The 20,981-nt window shown below is 53.4% G+C and carries 23 protein-coding genes and 3 pseudogenes; 22 read left to right on the top strand and 4 right to left on the bottom strand.

Annotated features, from left to right (window positions below):
• Position 1: 1 nt before the first annotated feature.
• The 4 genes and pseudogenes from BQ7480_RS00920 to mobA all read right to left on the bottom strand — a co-directional run.
• A pseudogene (locus BQ7480_RS00920) lies at positions 2–790 on the bottom strand (conjugal transfer protein MobB); the annotation flags it as partial.
• Positions 791–794: 4 nt separating this feature from the next.
• Positions 795–1,085 (bottom strand): annotated as a pseudogene (locus BQ7480_RS00915) (YWFCY domain-containing protein); the annotation flags it as partial.
• A gap of 32 nt (positions 1,086–1,117) precedes the next feature.
• A complete protein-coding gene (gene mobB, locus BQ7480_RS00910; protein ID WP_072541337.1) occupies positions 1,118–2,365 on the bottom strand; it encodes a conjugal transfer protein MobB in 1,248 nt (415 codons plus the stop codon).
• Complete coding sequence (mobA, locus tag BQ7480_RS00905) at positions 2,362–2,808, bottom strand: conjugal transfer protein MobA (RefSeq protein WP_083581724.1); 447 nt, start codon at positions 2,806–2,808, stop codon at positions 2,362–2,364. Before mobA ends, mobB begins: the two co-directional genes overlap by 4 nt.
• Positions 2,809–2,815: 7 nt before the next feature.
• Between mobA and BQ7480_RS17850 the strand changes: the two genes are divergently transcribed.
• The 22 genes and pseudogenes from BQ7480_RS17850 to traK all read left to right on the top strand — a co-directional run bounded on the left by BQ7480_RS17850 (position 2,816) and on the right by traK (position 20,976).
• A complete protein-coding gene (locus BQ7480_RS17850; RefSeq protein ID WP_154670757.1) occupies positions 2,816–2,992 on the top strand; it encodes a hypothetical protein in 177 nt (58 codons plus the stop codon).
• A 261-nt stretch (positions 2,993–3,253) separates the two neighbouring features.
• Positions 3,254–3,718: a hypothetical protein gene (locus tag BQ7480_RS17660; protein ID WP_139255675.1), complete on the top strand. Its 465-nt coding sequence runs from the start codon at positions 3,254–3,256 to the stop codon at positions 3,716–3,718.
• A 10-nt stretch (positions 3,719–3,728) separates the two neighbouring features.
• Positions 3,729–4,490, top strand: coding sequence for a ParA family protein (locus tag BQ7480_RS00895; protein WP_072541335.1), 762 nt, complete (start codon positions 3,729–3,731; stop codon positions 4,488–4,490).
• Positions 4,491–4,494: 4 nt separating this feature from the next.
• Positions 4,495–4,908, top strand: coding sequence for a DUF3408 domain-containing protein (locus tag BQ7480_RS00890; protein ID WP_072541334.1), 414 nt, complete (start codon positions 4,495–4,497; stop codon positions 4,906–4,908).
• Between the two features lie 17 nt (positions 4,909–4,925).
• The gene (locus BQ7480_RS00885) at positions 4,926–5,222 is read left to right on the top strand and encodes a DUF3408 domain-containing protein (protein WP_072541333.1); all 297 of its coding nucleotides are present in this window, start codon (positions 4,926–4,928) and stop codon (positions 5,220–5,222) included.
• Positions 5,216–5,929, top strand: coding sequence for a conjugal transfer protein TraD (locus tag BQ7480_RS00880; protein WP_072541332.1), 714 nt, complete (start codon positions 5,216–5,218; stop codon positions 5,927–5,929). The genes BQ7480_RS00885 and BQ7480_RS00880 overlap by 7 nt, the downstream gene beginning before the upstream one ends.
• Positions 5,930–6,108: 179 nt before the next feature.
• Positions 6,109–6,420 (top strand): DUF4134 domain-containing protein, encoded by a 312-nt coding sequence (locus BQ7480_RS00875; RefSeq protein WP_072541331.1) that lies wholly within the window; start codon positions 6,109–6,111, stop codon positions 6,418–6,420.
• A gap of 36 nt (positions 6,421–6,456) precedes the next feature.
• Positions 6,457–6,789 (top strand): DUF4133 domain-containing protein, encoded by a 333-nt coding sequence (locus BQ7480_RS00870; RefSeq protein WP_018709714.1) that lies wholly within the window; start codon positions 6,457–6,459, stop codon positions 6,787–6,789.
• A complete protein-coding gene (locus BQ7480_RS00865; RefSeq protein ID WP_072541330.1) occupies positions 6,786–8,822 on the top strand; it encodes a TraG family conjugative transposon ATPase in 2,037 nt (678 codons plus the stop codon). The genes BQ7480_RS00870 and BQ7480_RS00865 overlap by 4 nt, the downstream gene beginning before the upstream one ends.
• A gap of 851 nt (positions 8,823–9,673) precedes the next feature.
• Positions 9,674–10,447: a ParA family protein gene (locus BQ7480_RS00855; protein ID WP_072541328.1), complete on the top strand. Its 774-nt coding sequence runs from the start codon at positions 9,674–9,676 to the stop codon at positions 10,445–10,447.
• Positions 10,440–10,850 carry a DUF3408 domain-containing protein gene (locus BQ7480_RS00850; RefSeq protein ID WP_072541327.1) on the top strand — a complete coding sequence of 137 codons (411 nt, stop codon included), beginning with the start codon at positions 10,440–10,442 and terminating at the stop codon, positions 10,848–10,850. The genes BQ7480_RS00855 and BQ7480_RS00850 overlap by 8 nt, the downstream gene beginning before the upstream one ends.
• A 20-nt stretch (positions 10,851–10,870) precedes the next feature.
• Positions 10,871–11,173, top strand: a complete 303-nt coding sequence (locus BQ7480_RS00845; RefSeq protein ID WP_072541326.1) for a DUF3408 domain-containing protein — start codon at positions 10,871–10,873, stop codon at positions 11,171–11,173.
• A gap of 17 nt (positions 11,174–11,190) precedes the next feature.
• Positions 11,191–11,487: a DUF3408 domain-containing protein gene (locus BQ7480_RS00840; protein ID WP_072541325.1), complete on the top strand. Its 297-nt coding sequence runs from the start codon at positions 11,191–11,193 to the stop codon at positions 11,485–11,487.
• Positions 11,481–12,197 (top strand): conjugal transfer protein TraD, encoded by a 717-nt coding sequence (locus BQ7480_RS00835; RefSeq protein ID WP_072541324.1) that lies wholly within the window; start codon positions 11,481–11,483, stop codon positions 12,195–12,197. Before BQ7480_RS00840 ends, BQ7480_RS00835 begins: the two co-directional genes overlap by 7 nt.
• A 171-nt stretch (positions 12,198–12,368) precedes the next feature.
• Positions 12,369–12,680, top strand: a complete 312-nt coding sequence (locus BQ7480_RS00830; protein ID WP_072541323.1) for a DUF4134 domain-containing protein — start codon at positions 12,369–12,371, stop codon at positions 12,678–12,680.
• Positions 12,681–12,722: 42 nt separating this feature from the next.
• Positions 12,723–13,055, top strand: a complete 333-nt coding sequence (locus BQ7480_RS00825; RefSeq protein ID WP_071148924.1) for a DUF4133 domain-containing protein — start codon at positions 12,723–12,725, stop codon at positions 13,053–13,055.
• Positions 13,052–15,442, top strand: a pseudogene (locus tag BQ7480_RS00820) (TraG family conjugative transposon ATPase); the annotation flags it as partial. The gene BQ7480_RS00825 and the pseudogene BQ7480_RS00820, both read left to right, overlap by 4 nt.
• 580 nt (positions 15,443–16,022) lie before the next feature.
• Complete coding sequence (locus BQ7480_RS00815) at positions 16,023–17,846, top strand: reverse transcriptase/maturase family protein (RefSeq protein WP_072541321.1); 1,824 nt, start codon at positions 16,023–16,025, stop codon at positions 17,844–17,846.
• Positions 17,847–18,106: 260 nt separating this feature from the next.
• Positions 18,107–18,520 (top strand): DUF3876 domain-containing protein, encoded by a 414-nt coding sequence (locus tag BQ7480_RS00810; RefSeq protein WP_055220746.1) that lies wholly within the window; start codon positions 18,107–18,109, stop codon positions 18,518–18,520.
• Between the two features lie 36 nt (positions 18,521–18,556).
• Positions 18,557–19,195, top strand: a complete 639-nt coding sequence (locus tag BQ7480_RS00805; protein WP_055220748.1) for a DUF4141 domain-containing protein — start codon at positions 18,557–18,559, stop codon at positions 19,193–19,195.
• A 3-nt stretch (positions 19,196–19,198) separates the two neighbouring features.
• On the top strand, positions 19,199–20,224 hold the full coding sequence (gene traJ, locus BQ7480_RS00800) for a conjugative transposon protein TraJ (RefSeq protein WP_055220750.1): 1,026 nt from the start codon (positions 19,199–19,201) through the stop codon (positions 20,222–20,224).
• Between the two features lie 128 nt (positions 20,225–20,352).
• Positions 20,353–20,976, top strand: a complete 624-nt coding sequence (traK, locus tag BQ7480_RS00795) for a conjugative transposon protein TraK (RefSeq protein ID WP_004322024.1) — start codon at positions 20,353–20,355, stop codon at positions 20,974–20,976.
• Positions 20,977–20,981 lie beyond the last annotated feature (5 nt).

Raw genomic sequence — 20,981 nt, 5'->3', positions numbered from 1 at the left:
ATTATAATCCCTGTCCTTTGCGGCGTTTCTTACGTCTGTGTTTGAGGTCACGCTCGAAGGCAGCTTCCTCCGCCTGTGTGTCCGAAGCATCGCTGCCGAGCAAACCCAAGCCGGAGGAATACCCCTCGTCGTATTCCACGGCGGGACGGGTGTCGGGCTGCTGCCCGTCCACGGTAATGGTGAACGGCACGGGCGGAGTGCCGGCATAAGGCAGGGTGAAATGTTCCTGCAAGGCATTGGCGGAAAACTCCCTACCCAGACGAGAGCCGTTGAGCACACAGCCCGTGCGGTGGTCGATGAAGGTCGCTCCGTAGATGCGCCCTTCGTCGGTATGGCGGAACACCACGTCCACGCCCTTGTCCCGGAGGAGGGTGACGAACTCCTCGCGGCGGTATGTCCGAGCAAGCGCGGCGACGACGGTCTTGCGGGTCATCTCCGCCAGACGTTTATCCCGAATTTGTTCTTTGGAAAATTCAAACCTGCACTGAACGGCTTCATAGCCGACGGACTTGCCGATGCGGAAAGCCTTGAAAGGATTGCCGGTCTTGTTGCCGGCATCATCAGTGGCGGAATAGACCAGCCCGTGATACTCGCGTCCGTTCACCATGCCGTGCGCTTCCTCTACCGTGACATTATAGAGCGAGAGCAGAGCGCGGTATTCGCCCATTGTCCGAAACTTGTAGCCTGCCATGACCGCCTTGGCTACATTCGATACCTGCCGTTTCACGTCACCCTGCGATACGTCCACCCTGCGGAGCGGGTTGTCGGTGCGGTGCTGCCTACGGTCAGCCGNTCCAGATCCGGCGCCAGGTGATTTTCTCCTCCTTGACACCCTTCGTGCCGAGGCACGAGAGCGCGAGCAGAAGAAGGGCAAAGAGCTTCGTGTAGAGAATGTGATGGAACAGCCCGGCGGTGCGGTCGAAGTTCATCAGTACCCGGTCCACGACACCTATACCGATGCCCCACAGCCTTACGGCTTCGTAACAATACCAGTAAAGGTGGATGACCACCAGAATAATGCTTACGGCACGGAGAAAATCCATGATTTTCGCCAGTGCCCTCAAATCGTCTTCCTGTTGTGACATAATCTGTTTCTGTTTTCAAGTGAATGACTGAATTATAATCCCTGTCCCTTGCGGCGCTTTTTCCGCCTGCGCCTGAGGTCGCGCTCGAAGGCGGCTTCCTCGGCCTGTGCGCCCGAAGCGTCGCCGCCGAGCAAGCCCAAGCCGGAGGAATACCCCTCGTCGTATTCCACGGCGGGACGGGTGTCGGGCTGCTGCCCGTCCACGGCGATGGTGAACGGCATGGGCGGAGTGCCGGCATACGGCAGGGTGAAATGCTCCTGCAGGGCATTGGCGGAAAACTCCCTGCCCAAGCGCGAGCCGTTGAGCACACAGCCTGTGCGGTGGTCGATGAAGGTTGCTCCGTAGATGCGCCCTTCGTCGGTATGGCGGAACACCACGTCCACGCCCTTGTCCCGGAGGAGGGTGACGAACTCCTCGCGGCGGTATGTCCGAGCAAGCGCGGCGACGACGGTCTTGCGGGTCATCTCCGCCAGACGTTTATCCCGAATTTGTTCTTTGGAAAATTCAAACCTGCACTGAACGGCTTCATAGCCGACGGACTTGCCGATGCGGGAAGCCTTGAAAGGATTGCCGGTCTTGTTGCCGGCATCATCAGTGGCGGAATAGACCAGCCCGTGATACTCGCGTCCGTTCACCATGCCGTGTGCTTCCTCTACCGTGACATTATAGAGCGAGAGCAGAGCGCGGTATTCGCCCATTGTCCGAAACTTGTAGCCTGCCATGACCGCCTTGGCTACATTCGATACCTGCCGTTTCACGTCACCCTGCGATACGTCCACCCTGCGGAGCGGGTTGTCGGTGCGGTGCTGCCTACGGTCAGCCGGGTGCAGTCCGTACTTCTTTTCCAGCTCGGAGGTGATGCGCTTGCTACGGCGGTGGATGAAATCACGGTTGAGCCGCCTGCCGTTTTCGTCCACATTGACGGAAACGATGTGCAGGTGGTGGCGGCTGATGTCCTCGTGCTTGAAGACAAGGTAAGGCTGGTCGCCGTAACCCAGCCTGTCGAGATACTCGCGTGCGAGCTGTTCCAGCTCCATGTCTGTCAGGAGGTCGTCGGGGTGCGGATTGAGCGAAATATGGATGACCTTATTCCGGGTGCGCACCTGCTCCGGCATGAACCGCTTGAAGTCCTGCTCGGCACGTGCCACATCCACCTGTCCGCTTCCGTTGTCAAAGATCCTGTTCACGGCAAGGAGCCTGCCTTCCCCTTCGTTCACCTTCAGACCGTTGTAGGCAAGCGCACCGTACAGTGACGTGCCTACGGTAATTTTCGCTATCATGATTTTTCCTCCTTTTCCGACAGCCTCTGCTGGAACTCACGGGACAGCTCCATGATCTGCCGCGTCAAAGCGGCCAATTCCTTGGTGCATTGCTCCAGTTTGTAGAGCAATGCCATCGCCTTCTTTTCCGAAAAATGGCAGCGAAGCTCTCTGACCGCCTGATTGTAGTTGTTGCCGACCATGCGGTACTGCGCATGGAATGCGGAGAGTTTCGTGCAGTAATCCAGCAGCGTCCTGTCCGTGACCAGTACACGGAAGGGTTGCCCGAAAAAGTGCGCTTTCAGGAACACCGCCCTCGCGTACACGCCGGATTTCTCATACATGGCAAGAAACTTCTGCCATTCCTCATTGTCGAAGCGCACCATTACGCAGTGCGACTTGCGGCTCTCTTTCGGATGCCGTCCCCATTTGGGCGTTTCATCCCCGTTCTTTTTCTTGTTCATCTTTATTATGGATTTAGTGGTTCGTTTCACGGCACAAGCGCAGCTTCCGGCACGCATACCGCAGGTAGGAAACAGGCTTCCCGACTTCGGAGAGGAAGCCTTCCCCCGCAAGGGGCAAGGTGTGTTTTCGGGAGTAACCGAAAACCCTTTGAGTTACTCAAAGGACACCTTGCTGTGTCTTTGAGGACACAAAAATCCGTACACGACGGATTGGGGATAAACCTGTTATAACAACCCATAAAGGTATCGGTCGCCCGATACCCTTCGGCTGCCCAAAAGAAGGACGGAGCCGGGGTGCGGTGTGCACATCGGGAGCATTGCCCTGCCGCTTGGGTACAAAGGTAGAGTGTTTAATCACCTGAAAACGTGCATAAAACGAAGCCATTCCCTACCACTTGCTGCCACAAGCTGCCACCAAAACCCGAAACGATACGGAGTTGCAAGAATGCCCTTTACTTTGCAGGCAGAAAGGTCGGCTGACCAGCCTGTCGTCAGACAAGCCAACAGTCCGACCTGCCAGCTTGCCGGATGGCCGACCAGCCGGACATCCGGAGAATCGGACTACCGGCCAACAAACCGGTCAGAAGGCAAACGATTCTTGAAAGTGCTTACGGGTAATGCCATTCCCTGCCACTTGCTGCCACAAGCTGCCACCAAAGGCGGAAACGGTACAGGTTCGCAGAAATGCCCTTTACTTTGCGAACAGAATGGTCGGTTGGTCAGCCCGCTGTCAGACATACCAGCTATCCGACCAGCCGGTTTGTCGGATTTCCGACTGGCCAGTCTGCCGGACAGCCGGAGAGCAGGCAGACCGACAAGCTGGCGCAACTGCCGACCGGCAGGTATGCTGACAGACAAACCGACAGGCAGGACAGACTGCCGACCGGACAACAGATTATTAACTACATAAAAAAGAAAGAATGAAAAAAGAACCTTTGTTCATCGCCTTCTCCACCCAGAAGGGAGGGGCCGGCAAAACAACACTCACCGTGCTGATGGCGAGTTACCTGTATTACGTGAAAGGATACGACGTAGCAGTCGTGGACTGCGATTATCCACAATTCAGCATCAAGGACATGCGCGAGCGTGACCTGAAGAATATAGAGCGCAACCCTTATCTGCGCAAGCTGGCATACGACCAGTTCAGGCATATAGGCAAACGTGCCTACCCGATAGTGGGCAGCCGACCAGACAATGCAATGGAGGCTGTCAAGCCTTTCATCGAGTCGGAAACACCTCCCGACTTTATCTTCTTCGACCTGACGGGTACGGTGAATAACCTCGACCTTATCAAGACTGTGGCAACGATGGACTACATTTTCTGTCCGATAGCCGCTGACCGCTTCATCATGGAAAGCTCGCTGAAATACGCAAGCATCATCAACGACACGCTGGTAACGACAGGAAAGTCCAATATCAAAGGTATCCGCCTGCTTTGGAACATGGTGGACAAGCGCGAGAAGACCGACCTGTATGACATTTACGAAAAGGTCATAGCCGGTATGGGACTTGAGGTACTGAACACGTGCCTGCCGGACAGCAAGCGTTTCCGCAAGGAAGGCTCGGAAGAAGGCGACCGTCCGTTTTTCCGTTCCACGCTGCTGCCACCTGACAAGGTGCTGGCTAAAGGGAGCGGTATCGAAGCCCTTGCAGAAGAAATACTCAGTATTGTAAAGCGTTGAACAGATGGCGAAAAAACTTGATGTTGATATTGACCCCGGCAAGTTTCTGGATTCATTCCGTCCGGAAATGCCCGCGCCCGCCACCACAGGGAATAAAGAAGTGAAAGATTCCTGTGAAAAAGATACAGTTCCGGCAGAAGGATGTCCGACAGATCGGAAGGAAACCGATAATGAAAGTACGGACGAAACGGAATACATTGAGAAATTCCTCCAGCCGGCGAAAGGTCCGGTAAGGTCGGCAAAGTCTGCCTATATTCGCCCTGAGTTCCATGAACGCATCCAGCGCATTGTCAGGGTCATAGGGAAAAACGACCTTTCACTCTCGGTCTATGTGGACCATGTGCTTGAACATCATTTCAAGGAGAACCAGGAAGTGATACGCAGGCTATACAACAAGAATTATGAAGACATTTATTAAAGTTAAAAGCAAGAATTATGAAACTGAACATCAATATTTTCAGAAGGAAGCAGAGAGAGGAAGCCTATAAGGGCAAGTACCTAAACGGACGCAAGCCGGAAGGTACCGCACAGAAGGCGGTGTACATCAGCCACGAGAACCACGAGGCGGTCAAGCGCATAGTGGGCATGGCAGGGGAAAACGGGGCGACCATATCCGGCTATATAGACCGCATCGTCACCGAACACCTTGAGCGTCACGATGTGGAACTGGGAAACCTGTACCGGAAGAAAAAGGACGGGATTGTCGAACAGATAACGATAAGCCGATGGTGACGCTGCTGCTGGTCATGATGATGATGTGCAACCTGTGGGTGCTGTTCTACCTGACATGGGAGCATCGGGAAACACGGAAGACGGACAACAGTGATAATGTCGGAAACGCATACCAAAGACCGCCTGACGACATTATGGGCAGGAGCAAATTCAGAATGCCTGAGAAAACGGAGACAGAAAAGGACATCCTTGTGCCAGAAGCTGCCACTTCCGCAAAAGCCGAGGCTGTGGACGAGAAGGACGTTACCTTTGCCGATGAAATGGAAACCGCCGACAAACGGATTGCTGAAACCGGGGCTTCGCACCAAGTAACCGCCGAAGAACTGGACGACGTGTTTACCGACAGGCGAGTATCCGACATCGCAGAATATGACGAGGACGAAAGCTACGACGAAAAGCCCCACATGGCGGGAGGCTTCTCTTTCGAGGACATCGACCTTGCCGTCCACACGGTCAAGAAGTCCAAAGCCACTGGAGAGGAACGTCGCCATGCAGGAAAAGTCTTCTGTGACATGAAAGGCAACGAACTGTTTGCCCTGATAGAACAAAGTTCGGAAGCGACCCACAAGAAACTGGGCGAGCTGATGGACTTCTATCTGGACTCCGTAACGGCTGTACAGGCAGTTCCCGTCCGGGCAACGGTACGGAAAGAAGTTCCTGCCGTACCGGACAACTTTGAGGATTTCAACATCCGCGACTATGTATAACAATGTAAAAAAACGTAACGAAGATGCGAAAAAAGAAAATCGACTACGGCTAAATCATCGGCTTGCCACCGAATCCACTAAATCCAGAAGTCGGCTTTATCCGAAGCCGCAAGAATTAAAAAGAGTAACAACCGCCGAAGGGAATATCCGACCCCAAGGCACAAAAACGAAAAAAGATTATGACAATGACATCGAAGAAAAAACAAATCATTCTGGCAGTCCTTCTGACGGCTGCAAACATTTCCGCCTTTGCACAGGGCAACGGCATGGCGGGCATTACGGAGGCAACCAGCCTTGTCACCTCGTATTTCGACCCGGCGACAAAGCTCATCTATGCCATCGGTGCGGTAGTAGGACTCATCGGGGGTATCAAGGTGTACGGCAAATTCTCGTCCGGTGATCCGGACACGAGCAAGACCGCCGCAAGCTGGTTCGGAGCCTGTATCTTCCTGATTGTAAGCGCAACCATCCTGCGCTCGTTCTTCCTCTAAACAGGCATTTCCCATATATAATAAGATAAAAGGACAATGGCTGAATATCCGGTAAACAAGGGCATCGGTCGTCCGGTGGAGTTCAAGGGGCTGAAGGCGCAGTACCTGTTCGTGTTTGCGGGCGGTCTGCTTGCCGCCTTCCTCCTGTTTGTCATCCTGTACATGGCGGGCGTGAGCCAGTGGGTCTGCATCGGCCTGGGAGTCACGGCGGCTTCCGCCGTGGTATGGCTCACGTTCCGGCTGAACGCAAAGTACGGCCAGCACGGACTGATGAAGCTGGGCGCTGCACGGATGCGCCCGCGCTATCTGCTCCACCGCAGACGGGTGTCCCATCTGTTGAGACGAAAAAGGAAAGGAAGGAAAGAATGAGAAACGTAATGAAAGCCACCACACTGGAGAGCCGGTTCCCGCTGCTGGCGGTGGAACACGGGTGCATCATCTCGAAGGACGCAGACATCACCGCAGCCTTCGAGGTGGAGCTGCCGGAGGTCTATACCGTAACGGCGGAGGAATACGAGAGTATCCATGCCACGTGGTGCAAGGCAATCAAGGTACTGCCCGACTATTCGGTACTGCACAAGCAGGACTGGTATATGAAGGAGCTGTACCGCCCCGACTGGGAGAAGGAAGGTACGGGTTTCCTGGCACGGAGCAACGGGATGCACTTCAACGAGCGCCCGTATCTGAGCCACAGAAGCTATCTGTTCCTGACCAAGACGACGAAGGAACGCATGAGGCGGCAGAGCAACTGGAGCACGCTGTGCCGCGGACACATCATCCCGAAGGAGATACAGGACAGGGAGACGGCGGTGAAGTTCATGGAGGCGGTGGAACAGTTCGCCCGCATCATGAACGATTCGGGACACGTCCGCCTGCGCCGCCTGAGGGACGATGAGATTACGGGAACGGAAAAGGAAACGGGTATCATAGGCAGATACCTGGCACTGACAACGGAGGATACGGCGTGTCTGGAAGACATCGCCATGAGCGCGGAGGAGATGCGCATCGGCGACAAGCGCCTGTGCCTGCACACGCTGTCGGACACGGAAGACCTGCCGGCTGCGGTAGCCACGGACAGCCGTTACGAACGGCTCTCGACCGACCGTTCGGACTGCCGCCTGTCGTTTGCCGCCCCGCTGGGACTGCTGCTGCCCTGCAACCATATCTACAACCAGTATGTGTTTGTCGGCAACAGCGACGAGGAGCTGCGCCGCTTCGAGAAGTCGGCAAGGAACATGCAGTCACTCTCGCGCTACAGCCGCCAGAACGCCATCAACTGCGAGTGGATAGAGGAATATCTGAACGAAGCCCACTCACAGGGGCTGAAGTCCGTCCGCACCCACTTCAACGTGATGGCGTGGAGCGACGACACGGAGGAGCTGAAACGGATAAGGAACGACGTGGGGAGCCAGCTGGCCTCGATGGGATGCGTGCCCCGCCACAACACGACGGACTGCCCGACGCTGTTCTGGGCGGGCATACCGGGCAATGCGGCGGACTTTCCGGCAGAGGAATCGTTCCACACGTTTGTCGAGCAGGCGGTATGCCTGTTCGCCGGAGAGACCAACTACCGGGACTCGCCCTCGGCTTTCGGCATCCGCATGGCAGACCGTATCAGCGGCAAGCCGCTGCATATCGACATATCCGACCTGCCGATGAAGCGCGGCATCACCACGAACCGCAACAAGTTCGTGCTGGGACCGAGCGGAAGCGGCAAGTCGTTCTTCATGAACCACTTGGTCAGGCAGTATTACGAGCAGGGCACGCACGTGGTACTGGTGGACACGGGAAACTCCTATCAGGGACTGTGCGAGATGATACACCGCCGCACGCACGGAAAGGACGGCATCTACTTCACCTATACGGAGGAGAAGCCCATCAGCTTCAACCCGTTCTACACGGATGACGGGGTGTTCGACGTGGAGAAAAAGGACAGCATCAAGACGCTGCTGCTGACATTGTGGAAAAGCGAGAACGAACCCGCCACGAAAACGGAATCGGCGGAGCTGGGAAGCGCGGTGAACGCCTATATCCAGCTGCTCGGTCAGGACAAGGGCATCGTGCCGTCGTTTGACTCGTTCTACGAATACATGCGGGACGTGTACCGCAAGGAAATGGAGGAACGCTACATCAAGGTGGAGAAGTCGGACTTCAACATCGACAATTTCCTGACCACCCTGAGGCAGTACTACCGGGGCGGACGCTACGACTTCCTGCTCAACTCGGCGGAGAACATCGACCTGCTGCACAAACGGTTCGTGGTCTTCGAGATTGACTCGATAAAGGACAATGCCGAGCTGTTCCCGGTGGTGACCATCATCATCATGGAGGCGTTCATCAACAAGATGCGCCGGTTGAAAGGCGTAAGGAAACAGCTGATTGTGGAAGAGGCATGGCTGTGACATGTAAGTCTTGTATATGATTGTTCAACTTTCATTCCACGAGTTGGAAATAGAACGATTGAACCTGTTGTTCCGTCAACAGTAGCCTATGGGAACGTGCGGTATTAAGCAATGAACCCGTGCGGTAACAGAACCAACAATGAAGCCCTTCCGAAAGGAGAAGTCTNAGCACGCATACCGCAGGTAGGAAACAGGCTTCCCGACTTCGGAGAGGAAGCCTTCCCCCGCAAGGGGCAAGGTGTGTTTTCGGGAGTAACCGAAAACCCTTTGAGTTACTCAAAGGACACCTTGCTGTGTCTTTGAGGACACAAAAATCCGTAGCAGACGGATTGGGGATATACCTGTTATAACAATCCCATAAAGGTATCGGTCGCCCGATACCCTCCGGCTGCCCAAAAGAAGGACGGAGCCGGGGGCCGCGGTACGCGCTTTCGGCATTGCCCTGCCGCTTGGGTGCAAAGGTAGAGCGTTTAAGCCCTTGAAAACGTGATAAGAACGAAGCCACTCCCTACCACTTGCTGCCACAAGCTGCCACCAAACTCCAAAACGATACGGATATGGAAAAATGCCCTTTACTTTGCAGGCAGAAAGGTCGGCAAGCCTGCCTATTTCCGTACAGGCATATCCGCAAATGTGCAAATCCTTGTACCTGTCTGCCCTCCTGCCTGTGTGCCTGCCTGCCGGCACGCAAGCGTACAGGCGGAAACGCAAGCAGGCACATTAGATTGCAAGCAAGCGAGTAACCTCATGAGCATACAAGCAAAGCCGTAAATGTGTAAATGAACAAGTCTGCGAAATGGCATATATGCCGACCTGCAATAAACCGATGTCTAACAATTAAAAAAAGAAGAATGAAAAAAGAACCTTTGTTCATCGCCTTCTCCACCCAGAAGGGAGGAGCCGGCAAAACGACACTCACCGTACTGATGGCGAGTTACCTGTATTACGTGAAAGGGTACGACGTAGTAGTCGTGGACTGCGACTTTCCCCAGTTCAGCATCAAGGACATGCGCGAGCGTGACCTGAAGAACATCGAGCGCAACCCGTACCTGCGCAAGCTGGCATACGACCAGTTCAAGCGCATCGGCAAACGTGCCTACCCGATTGTGGGCAGCCGACCCGACAATGCGATAGAAACGGTCAAGCCCTTCATTGAGTCGGCGACACCGCCCGATTTCATCTTTTTCGACCTGACGGGTACGGTGAACAACCTCGGATTAATCAAGACGGTGGCGACCATGGATTACATTTTCTGTCCTATAGCCGCCGACCGATTCATCATGGAAAGTTCGCTGAAGTATGCAAGCATTATCAATGACACGCTGATCACCACTGGCAAGTCGAACATCAAAGGTATCCGACTGTTGTGGAATATGGTGGACAAACGCGAGAAAACCGACCTGTACGACATCTATGACAAAGTGATTGCCGGGATGGGGTTGGAAACGCTGAAGACAAGCCTGCCGGACAGCAAGCGTTTCCGCAAGGAAGGTTCGGAAGAAGGCGACCGCCCGTTTTTCCGTTCCACGCTGCTGCCACCAGACAAAGCACTGGCGAAAGGTAGCGGCATCGATGACCTTGCGGAAGAAATACTCGGTATCGTAAAGCGCCCGACGCATGGCTAAAAAACTTGATGTCGATATTGATCCCGGCAAGTTTCTGGACTCGTTCCGTCCAGAAATGCCCACGTCCGCCGCCCCTGAAAATGCTGGAACGGATGAAAATGCCCCAGACAAGGTGACAAGACCAACGGAGAAACCGTCAATAAAGGCGAAAAAGGAAGAAACCATACAGGAAGAGGAATATATGGAACTCTTCCTACATGCGCCGAAAACTCCCATATGTTCAGGCAAGACTGCCTATATCCGTAAGAATTACCATGAGCGGATACAGCGCATCGTACAGGTCATCGGGAAAAACGGGATTTCGCTGTCAGTCTATGTGGACCGTGTGTTGGAACAACATTTCCGCGAGAAAGAGGAAGTGATACGCAGGCTCTACAAAAAGAATTATGAAGACGTTTATTAACATTAAAAGCAAAAATGACAATGGAAAGAAAAATAGACAAGAAAAAAAATTCAGGAACAGGTATCGCGCAAGATGCGAGTGAGGTGGAAAAAGTAAAAAACTACATCTATACATACCTGAAGAGTGCGGACTTTACCGCCCGCACATGTAAGACAGCTTATATCCGTGACGAACACCACGAGCGGATACAACATATTGTCCATATTATCGGGAAGAACAAGATTACGTTATCCGGTTACATAGACAATGTACTGGCAGAGCATTTCGCAAGCCACAAGGATGAGATGACCAAACTGTATGAATTAAGCAAACCGATTTTCTAACTCAAAAGAAAATAATCATGAAACTGAACATCAACATTTTCAGACGCAAGGGAAAGGAAGAAGCCTATGCGGGCAAGTACCTCAACGGGCGCAGGCCGGAAGGAACCGCACAGAAGGCGGTGTACATCAGCCGCGAGAACCATGAAGCCGTCAAGCGGATCGTAGGCATGGCGGGAGGGCAAGGGACAACCATATCCGGTTACATAGACAGCATTGTCACCGAACACCTTGAACAGCACAGGGCTGAACTGGAAACCCTGCATGGGAAGAAGAGCCACGGGATGGTCGAACAGATAACGATAAGCCGATGGTGACGTTCCTGATTGTCCTGATGATGATGTGCAACCTGTGGATACTTTTCTATCTGACATGGGAGCAGCAGGAACGGCAGAAGGCCGGCAGTCAAGAAAACACAGACCGGAAACGGCAGGAACCGCCGCCCGATGTCGTGGGCAGGAGCAAGTTCAAAATATCGGACTGGATTGGGACAGAAAAGGACACCACAGTGCCGGAAGCTGCCACTTCCGTGGAAGCCGAGGCGGTGGAAGAAAAGGACGTTACCTTTGCCGATGAAACGGATACCGACGGAGGACAAGCACCGGAAAACAAGCCGTCACGCCAAGTGCCCGATGACGAACTTGATGAAACATTCAGCGACAGCCGCGTGTCGGACATGGCAGAATATGACGGGAATGAGGATTACGATGGCGAACCCCATGAGGCAAGCGGCTTCACCTTCGAGGACATCGACCTTGCCATGCGGACGGTAAAGAAACCGGCAGCCACAATGGAGGAACGCCGCCACGCCGGGATGGTGTTCTGCGACATGAAGGGTAACGAGCTGTTCGCGATGATAGAAAAGAGTTCGGAAGCGACCCGCAGGAAACTGAACGAACTGATGGACTTCTATATGGACAGCGTTTCCGCCACCATACGGAAGGAACCGACCCCGACGGCGGTACGGACTACAGTCCCAAACGTGCCGGACAATATTGAGGATTTCAATATCCGTGATTTTGTATAACAAGTAAAACGAAACAATGATGCGAAAAAAGAAAATCGACTACGGCTAAACCCCGGCTTGCCACCGAACCACTAAATCCACAAGCCGGCTTCATCCAAAGCCGCAAGAAGTAAAACAAGTATCAACCGCCAAAGGGACTATCCAACCCGGAGGCACAAAAAAGAAACGATTATGACAAAGACATTGAAGAAAAAACAAATCATTCTCGCAGCCCTTCTGCTGGCTGCAAACATCTCAGCGTCCGCACAAGGCAACGGCATGGCGGGCATCACCGAAGCCACCAGCATGGTCACTTCATACTTTGACCCGGCGACGAAACTCATCTACGCCATCGGCGCTGTCGTCGGGCTTATCGGGGGCATCAAGGTATATGGCAAGTTCAGCGCCGGCGACCCCGACACCTCGAAGACCGCAGCAAGCTGGTTCGGGGCGTGCATCTTCCTGATTGTGAGCGCGACGATTCTCCGTTCGTTCTTCCTTTAATAAACGTACATTCCCATACATATATAATAAGGTGTAAGGACAATGGCTGAATACCCTATCAACAAGGGCATAGGCCGTCCGGTGGAGTTCAAGGGACTGAAGGCGCAATACCTGTTCATCTTCGCAGGCGGGCTGCTTGCCGCCTTCATCCTCTTTGTCATCCTGTACATGGCAGGCGCGGGCCAGTGGCTCTGCATCGGCTTCGGTGTGGTGTCGGCTTCCGCCACCGTCTGGCTCACGTTCCGCCTGAACGCGAAGTACGGCGAACACGGGCTGATGAAGCTGGGCGCGGCACGGATGCGCCCCCGCCATGTGCTCCACCGCAGACGGGTGTCCAATCTGTTAAGACGAAAAAAGAAAGGAAGAAACGTATGAGAAATGTAATGAAAGCCACCACGCTGGAAAGCCGCTTCCCGCTGCTCTCGGTGGAGCACGGCTGCATCGTCTCGAAGGACGCGGACATTACCGCCGCCTTCGAGGTGGAACTGCCGGAGGTCTATACCGTCACGGCGGAGGAGTACGAGGCCATCCATGCCACGTGGTGCAAGGCGATAAAGGTGCTGCCCGACTACTCGGTGCTGCACAAGCAGGACTGGTACGTGAAGGAGCGGTACCGCCCCGACACAGGCAGGGAGGGCATGGGCTTCCTCGCCTGCAGCTACGAGATGCACTTCAACGAAAGACCTTTCCTCCATCACAAGTGCTACCTGTTCCTGACCAAGACAACGAAGGAGCGCATGAGGCAGCAGAGCAACTGGAACACCCTGTGCCGGGGGCACATCGTGCCGAAGGAGATGCAGGACAAGGAAACGGCGGTGAAGTTCATCGAGGCGGTGGAGCAGTTCGCGCGTATCCTGAACGATTCGGGGCACATCCGGCTGCGCCGGCTCTCCGATTACGAGCTTACGGGCACGGAGAAGGAAACGGGCATCATAGGCAGGTACTTCGCGCTCTCGCCGGGCAATGTGGACTGTCTGGAGGACATGGAAATGACGGCGAGGGAGATGCGCATCGGCGACAACCGGCTGTGCCTGCACACCCTGTCGGACACGGAAGACCTGCCCGCTGCGGTGGCGACGGACTGCCGTTACGAGCGGCTCTCCACCGACCGCTCGGACTGCCGCCTGTCGTTCGCCGCTCCCGTGGGCCTGCTGCTTCCCTGCAACCACATATACAACCAGTACGTGTTCATCGGCAACAGCGACGAGGAACTGCGCCGCTTCGAGAAAACGGCGAGAAACATGCAGTCGCTCTCGCGGTACAGCCGCCAGAACGCCATCAACCGCGAGTGGATCGAGGAGTACCTGAACGAAGCCCACTCACAGGGGCTGAAGTCCGTCCGCGCCCACTTCAACGTGATGGCGTGGAGCGACGACGCGGAGGAGCTGAAACGCATCAAGAACGACGTGGGCAGCCAGCTGGCTTCAATGGGATGCGTGCCGCGCCACAACACGACGGACTGCCCGACGCTGTTCTGGGCGGGCATCCCCGGCAACGCAGCCGACTTCCCGGCGGAAGAAGCGTTCCACACGTTCATCGGGCAGGCGGTGTGCCTCTTCGCCGGCGAGACCAACTACAAGGACTCGCCCTCCGCCTTCGGCATCCGCATGGCGGACAGGATAAGCGGCAAGCCGCTGCACATCGACATCTCCGACCTGCCGATGAAGCGGGGCGTGACGACGAACAGAAACAAGTTCGTACTGGGTCCTTCGGGAAGCGGCAAGTCATTCTTCATGAACCACCTTGTCAGGCAGTATTACGAACAAGGATCCCACGTGGTGCTGGTCGATACGGGCAACTCCTACCAAGGGCTGTGCGAGATGATACACCGCAAGACGAAGGGCAGGGACGGCATCTACTTCACCTACACGGAGGAAAAGCCTATCTCGTTCAACCCGTTCTACACGGATGACGGGGTGTTCGACGTGGAGAAGAAGGACAGCATCAAGACGCTGCTGCTCACCCTGTGGAAAAGCGAGAACGAACCCGCCACGAAAACGGAGTCGGCGGAACTGGGCAGCGCGGTGAACGCCTACATCCTGAAAATCCAGCAGGACAAGAATATCGTGCCGTCGTTCAACTCGTTCTACGAGTACATGCGGGACGTGTACCGCAAGGAGATGGAGGAACGCTACATCAAGGTGGCGAAGACGGACTTCAACATCGACAACTTCCTGACCACGCTCCGGCAGTATTACCGGGGCGGACGGTACGACTTCCTGCTCAACTCCACGGAGAACATCGACCTGCTGCACAAGCGGTTCGTGGTCTTCGAAATTGATTCCGTAAAGGATAATGCCGAGCTTTTTCCAGTGGTTACGATTATCATCATGGAAGCATTTATCAACAAGATGCGGCGGCTGAAAGGCGTCCGGAAACAGCTCATCGTGGAGGAGGCTTGGAAGGCCCTTTCTTCGGCGAACATGGCTGATTATCTGCGCTATATGTACAAGACGGTCAGAAAATACTTCGGCGAGGCGATTGTGGTGACGCAGGAGGTGGACGACATCATCTCGTCGCCCATCGTGAAGGAGAGCATCATCAACAACTCGGACTGCAAGATACTGCTCGACCAAAGAAAATTCATGAACCGCTTTGACCAGATACAGGGGCTGTTGGGGCTGACGGAAAAGGAGAAGTCGCAGATACTCTCCATCAACCAGTCCAACGACCCGTCAAGACGGTACAAGGAGGTGTGGATAGGCTTGGGCGGCACGCAGTCGGCGGTGTACGCCACGGAGGTGTCCATGCAGGAGTATTTAGTGCGCCCGTAAAGGGAATTTGATGAATGTCGCTTTGGCAAGCGACTGGGCAAGTGTTTATAATGCCCATTAACAACCGCTTACCGGAGGGGGAAACCCCATAAGGGAACACAGCACGTTGGTAAAGCCATAAGTCAGCCAACTGTCAGGCTGCGACCGAATGGCAAGTTAAAATGACAGATATGAGGATAAAGCCTGTATTGGTTGAACGATAGTCCGAGCAGTCGTATCCTTGGGCAATGACGGAAGACAGTTGAATAATTCTTCGGAATTATACCGTCATGTTGCGGTACTACACTGATGATTTGTAGCAGGAGTAGCATAAACTTACCGCAAGGCAACTACCATAAGTAGTAAAGGACGAAAGTCGTATCCGACAATCTGTCAAGCCAAATAGTCGTCAAATTTCTAAACGGGGATTGCCTAAACCGGAAAGCCAGTTGTACGGCTATGGGGTCTGCCCCTGAATATCCGGCATGGCAACGGAGCTTCCATAGTAGTCTGAGCAGGGTAACGCCCTGTACATGGCGAAGGGAAGCAGCTAATTAAGTTTAACAATTTAAAGGAAGATGTGAGAGACATGAGAAATCCAGAAAATGTGTTGAACAGTCTGAGTAAACACAGCGGTAACTTGAACTATAAGTTTGAGCGGCTGTATAGAGTACTGTTTAACGAGGAAATGTTTTATGTAGCCTATCAGAATATTTATAGCAAGACAGGCAACATGACGGCAGGAGCCGATGGTAAAACCATTGACGGAATGAGCATTGACCGAATTGAACAACTGATTGGTAGTCTTAAAAATGAGACTTATCAGCCTAACCCGTCCAAAAGGACGTACATACTTAAGAAAAACGGGAAAAAACGTCCGCTTGGCATACCCTCTTTTGATGATAAGCTGGTACAGGAAGTAGTTAGAATGATACTTGAAGCAATCTATGAAGGTAGTTTTGAACATACTTCGCATGGGTTTCGTCCCAAACGAAGTTGTCATACTGCTCTTATAGATATACAAAAGACATTCACTGCCGTGAAATGGTTTATTGAAGGCGATATTAAAGGATTCTTCGACAATATCAATCATGACGTATTGATTAATATTCTTCGGGAACGTATCGCTGACGAAAGATTTTTGCGGCTTATCCGAAAGTTCCTGAATGCCGGATATGTGGAAGACTGGGTATTTCATAGAACGTACAGTGGAACTCCGCAAGGCGGGATTATCAGCCCAATACTGGCTAATATCTACCTTGACAAGTTCGACAAGTACATCAAGGAATACACCAATCGGTTCAATAAAGGAGTAACGAGAAAAGGCGACGCTCGATACAAGCTCTACGAACAGCGGAGATACCGACTGGCAAAGAAACTGAAAAATGAGAAAGATGCAAAGGTAAGGGAACAGATGACCGCTGAAATTAAGCGGCTACGAGAAGAACGGAACAACTATCCGGCACGTAATGAAATGGACAGCAGCATCAAACGGTTAAAATACGTGAGATACGCAGATGATTTTCTGATTGGAATTACCGGTAGTCTTGAAGACTGCAAAACAGTAAAAGAGGATATTAAGAATTATCTTAATGAAGCTCTTAAACTGGAACTGTCAGATGAAAAGACACTGATAACCAATGCACAAAAACCAGCGAAATTTCTCGGATATGACGTATTTATACGCAGGTGTAACGATTTACGTAAGGATAAGTTCGGTAGAACGGTTAGGGCATTCGGACACAAGCCTGTCTTGTACCTGAATTTTGAAACGATGCGGAAGAAACTCTTTGATTATAAAGTCGCAAGAATAGCGGTTGTCAATGGCAAAGAGGTTTGGAAATCCATCGTCAGAACGTACATGCTGAACTTGGATGACTTGGAAATAGTCAGTCAGTTCAATGCCGAAATCCGAGGGTTCTATAATTACTACTCAATAGCCAATAATAGCTATGTCATCAATTCTTTCTATCACATTATGTCATACAGCATGTATAAGGTATTTGCGAACAAATACAAATCATCTGTAAAGAAAATACTTCTGAAATATAAAAAGAACAAGGTTTTCCAAGTGGCATATGAAAATAGCAAGGGTAAGACACTTTACCAATCATTTTATCATGATGGTTTCAAACGCAAAAAGGTTGCAGGGAATATTTACTGTGACACTATTCCACGGACAGTTTCCATAACAGGTGGACGTAATAGCCTTATGGAAAGGCTGAAACTCCAAGTCTGCGAATTATGCGGTGCTACCGATAAACTCGAAATGCATCACGTTCGCAAACTTAAAGACCTGAAAGGTAAATCCGACTGGGAAAAGAAAATGATAGCTCGAAGACGAAAAACTTTGGCTGTCTGCTCAAAATGTCATGCAAAAATAGACCCCGACCGAAGAATCAGACTGAATTAATTAGTGGAGAGCCGGATACAGGGAGACTTGTAAGTCCGGTTCGGAGGCGAGTACTCGGAAACCTACCATAGAAATATGACAAGGCGCTGGGTGCTTAGCCTACGCCTACACGACGGAGGAAACGGAGAAGATGGAAGTCCGCGAACTGGCGGAGAAGCTGGGCGGCGACATGGAAGCCGCCATACGACAGATAGCGGAAAGGCGGAAAGAAGAAAAACAGTAAACAGATTATTCAACGACATTAAAAATTGAAACAGAAAATGAACATTGAACTGACAAAGACACAACGGCTGCTGCTTTGCGGCGGTCTGATTGGCTTGGCATCGCTGATGCTGCAAGCCTGCGAAACGGTAATGAAGGAAAGCGAGGATGTCCGCGAGAAGATTTGCGGCAACTGGCAGAGTGCGGAGGCGGGACCCGACATACTGGTGTATAAGGAGGGTGAACACTACAAGGTGACGCTGTTCCGGCGGTCGGGCGTGCGCCGCAGGCTGAAGCCGGAAACCTACCTGCTCCAACGGGAGGAGAACGGCAACCTCTACATGAACACGGGCTTCCGCATCGACGTGGCGTACAACGAGGAAACGGACGTGCTGACCTTCTCGCCGAACGGCGACTATATCCGGGTGAACACGGATAATGCTTCGGACGACGAAAAGAAAGAAGAACAATAAAAAACTAATGTACCACTAAATCCAACGTGAATGAGAATGAGACAGAAACTGAGAATGCCGCTGATAGCGGTCTGCCTGTGCCTCACGGGTGCGGGCACGGCAAACGCCCAATGGGTGGTGTCCGACCCCGGCAACCTCGCCCAGAGCATCATCAACTCCGCCAAGGAGATGGTGGAGACGGCTGGCACGAAGGCGAACACCCTGAACGGCTTTCTGGAAACCAAGAAGGTTTTTGAGCAGGGCAAGAAGTATTACGACGCCTTGAAATCCGTGCATGACGTGGTGAAAGGAGGCGTGAAGGTGACGAAGAGCATCGGGCTGGTTATGGAAATCTCCGAAATCTATGTGGAAAACTACCAGAAGATGCTCTCGGACGAGAACTATACCCCCGATGAGCTTGCCGCCATCTCGTCGGGCTACGCCATGCTGATAGACGAAAGCTCGGACGTGCTGCAAGACCTGAAGAACGTGGTGAACGTCACGGGGATGTCGCTCTCGGACGCGGAACGGCTGGCAATCATCGACAATGCCTACCGCAGCCTGATGAACTACCGAAACCTCGTGCGCTACTACACGGGCAAGACCATCTCGGTGAGCTACCTGCGGGCAAGGAAGAAGAACGACATGGACCGGGTGATGTCGCTGTACGGAACGGCTAACGAAAGGTACTGGTAGCCTATGGGAGAGTTCGACAACCTTCACCAGATACTCCTTTCGCTCTATGACGAGATGATGCCGCTTTGCGCGGACATGACGGGCGTGGCGAAAGGGCTTGCCGGGCTGGGCGCACTGTTCTATGTGGCGATGCGCGTATGGCAGTCGCTTGCACGAGCCGAAGCTATAGACGTGTACCCGCTGCTGAGACCTTTTGCATTAGGTCTGTGCATCCTGTTCTTCCCGACCATCGTATTGGGCACGATGAACAGCGTGCTGAGTCCCATCGTGCAGGGCGTACACGGGATTCTCGAAGAACAGACCTTCGACATGAACGAGTACCGGGAGCAGAAGGACAAACTGGAGTACGAGGCACTGATGCGCAACCCGGAAACCGCCTACCTCGCCTCGGACGAGGAGTTTGACCGGCAGCTGGACGAGCTGGGCTGGTCACCCTCGGATCTCGTGACGATGACGGGGATGTACATGGACCGGGCGGCGTACAACATCAAGAAAAGCGTGCGTGACTGGTTCCGCGAACTGCTTGAACTGATGTTCGCCGCAGCCGCGCTCATCATCGACACGCTACGGACGTTCTTCCTCGTGGTGCTGTCCATACTGGGGCCGATAGCCTTCGCCTTCTCCGTGTGGGACGGCTTCCACTCGACGCTCTCGGCGTGGTTCAGCCGCTACATACAGATTTACCTCTGGCTTCCCGTGTCGGATTTGTTCAGCACCATACTGGCGAAAATCCAGATACTGATGCTCCAGCAGGACATCGAGCGTATGCAGACCGACCCGAACTTTTCGCTGGATGCAAGCGACGGGGTGTACATCGTATTCCTTATCATCGGCATCGTGGGGTATTTCACCATACCGACGGTGGCGGGCTGGATTATCCAAGCCGGAGGCGGCATCGGCAGCTACAACAAGAACATCGGGACCGCCGGGGCTTTGGGCGGCAGCGTGGCAGGTGCAGCCGCAGGAAACATGGCGGGGCGTGCCGGGAAGCTCATCAAGGGAACGGCTGGAAAGGTGTTCAAGAGGTAACAGCCGGAACAGTCGAAGTGGCACATTGGGGTTGCCTATGTGCCACTCTGACCTCCCCGAAGTGCCACTTCGGAAAAAGGATACCGAAACATGATTTTACAAACAGAAAAAGAAAGACGAAAAGAAAAATGGAATTCAAATCACTAAAGAACATCGAGACGAGTTTCCGGCAGATACGTCTGTTCGGCATCGTCTATACGGCAGCCTGCGCCCTCGTGGTGGTCTGCTCGGTGGTATGCGCCTTCCGCTTTGCCGAAGCGCAGCGGCAGAAGATATACGTCCTCGACGGGGGCAAGAGCCTGATGCTCGCGCTCTCGCAGGACCTGTCGCAGAACCGTCCGGCGGAAGCGAGGGAACACGTGCGCCGTTTTCATGAGCTGTTCTTCACGCTCTCGCCGGAGAAAAGCGCGATAGAGCACAACGTGAAGCGTGCCCTGCTCTTGGCGGACAAGAGCGCGTACAACTACTACGCCGACTTCGCCGAAAAGGGCTTCTACAACCGCATCATCGCCGGCAACATCAACCAAGTGCTTCAGGTGGACAGCGTGGTGTGCAACTTTGACCGTTATCCCTACGAGGCGAGGACATACGCAAGGCAGATGATTATCCGCGAGAGCAACGTGACGGAACGCACGCTTGTGACCGCCTGCCGCCTGCTCAACGCGAGCCGCTCGGACGACAATCCGAACGGATTTACCATCGAGGGCTTCACGGTGCTGGAGAACAAGGACATCCGAACCATAGAAAGATGATGCGC

The sequence above is a fragment of the Bacteroides mediterraneensis genome, from assembly GCF_900128455.1.
GTDB lineage: Bacteria > Bacteroidota > Bacteroidia > Bacteroidales > Bacteroidaceae > Phocaeicola > Phocaeicola mediterraneensis.
The sequence above is the reverse complement of the archived record's forward strand: the minus strand, read 5'-3'. Positions and strand labels throughout refer to the sequence as shown.

Coding starts and splice junctions, on each gene's coding strand:
- mobB (WP_072541337.1), bottom strand. CDS start 2,365: ATGATAGCGAAAATTACCGTAGGCACGTCACTGTACGGTGCGCTTGCC.
- mobA (WP_083581724.1), bottom strand. CDS start 2,808: ATGAACAAGAAAAAGAACGGGGATGAAACGCCCAAATGGGGACGGCAT.
- BQ7480_RS17850 (WP_154670757.1), top strand. CDS start 2,816: ATGGATTTAGTGGTTCGTTTCACGGCACAAGCGCAGCTTCCGGCACGC.
- BQ7480_RS17660 (WP_139255675.1), top strand. CDS start 3,254: ATGCCCTTTACTTTGCAGGCAGAAAGGTCGGCTGACCAGCCTGTCGTC.
- BQ7480_RS00895 (WP_072541335.1), top strand. CDS start 3,729: ATGAAAAAAGAACCTTTGTTCATCGCCTTCTCCACCCAGAAGGGAGGG.
- BQ7480_RS00890 (WP_072541334.1), top strand. CDS start 4,495: ATGGCGAAAAAACTTGATGTTGATATTGACCCCGGCAAGTTTCTGGAT.
- BQ7480_RS00885 (WP_072541333.1), top strand. CDS start 4,926: ATGAAACTGAACATCAATATTTTCAGAAGGAAGCAGAGAGAGGAAGCC.
- BQ7480_RS00880 (WP_072541332.1), top strand. CDS start 5,216: ATGGTGACGCTGCTGCTGGTCATGATGATGATGTGCAACCTGTGGGTG.
- BQ7480_RS00875 (WP_072541331.1), top strand. CDS start 6,109: ATGACAATGACATCGAAGAAAAAACAAATCATTCTGGCAGTCCTTCTG.
- BQ7480_RS00870 (WP_018709714.1), top strand. CDS start 6,457: ATGGCTGAATATCCGGTAAACAAGGGCATCGGTCGTCCGGTGGAGTTC.
- BQ7480_RS00865 (WP_072541330.1), top strand. CDS start 6,786: ATGAGAAACGTAATGAAAGCCACCACACTGGAGAGCCGGTTCCCGCTG.
- BQ7480_RS00855 (WP_072541328.1), top strand. CDS start 9,674: ATGAAAAAAGAACCTTTGTTCATCGCCTTCTCCACCCAGAAGGGAGGA.
- BQ7480_RS00850 (WP_072541327.1), top strand. CDS start 10,440: ATGGCTAAAAAACTTGATGTCGATATTGATCCCGGCAAGTTTCTGGAC.
- BQ7480_RS00845 (WP_072541326.1), top strand. CDS start 10,871: ATGGAAAGAAAAATAGACAAGAAAAAAAATTCAGGAACAGGTATCGCG.
- BQ7480_RS00840 (WP_072541325.1), top strand. CDS start 11,191: ATGAAACTGAACATCAACATTTTCAGACGCAAGGGAAAGGAAGAAGCC.
- BQ7480_RS00835 (WP_072541324.1), top strand. CDS start 11,481: ATGGTGACGTTCCTGATTGTCCTGATGATGATGTGCAACCTGTGGATA.
- BQ7480_RS00830 (WP_072541323.1), top strand. CDS start 12,369: ATGACAAAGACATTGAAGAAAAAACAAATCATTCTCGCAGCCCTTCTG.
- BQ7480_RS00825 (WP_071148924.1), top strand. CDS start 12,723: ATGGCTGAATACCCTATCAACAAGGGCATAGGCCGTCCGGTGGAGTTC.
- BQ7480_RS00815 (WP_072541321.1), top strand. CDS start 16,023: ATGAGAAATCCAGAAAATGTGTTGAACAGTCTGAGTAAACACAGCGGT.
- BQ7480_RS00810 (WP_055220746.1), top strand. CDS start 18,107: ATGAACATTGAACTGACAAAGACACAACGGCTGCTGCTTTGCGGCGGT.
- BQ7480_RS00805 (WP_055220748.1), top strand. CDS start 18,557: ATGAGACAGAAACTGAGAATGCCGCTGATAGCGGTCTGCCTGTGCCTC.
- traJ (WP_055220750.1), top strand. CDS start 19,199: ATGGGAGAGTTCGACAACCTTCACCAGATACTCCTTTCGCTCTATGAC.
- traK (WP_004322024.1), top strand. CDS start 20,353: ATGGAATTCAAATCACTAAAGAACATCGAGACGAGTTTCCGGCAGATA.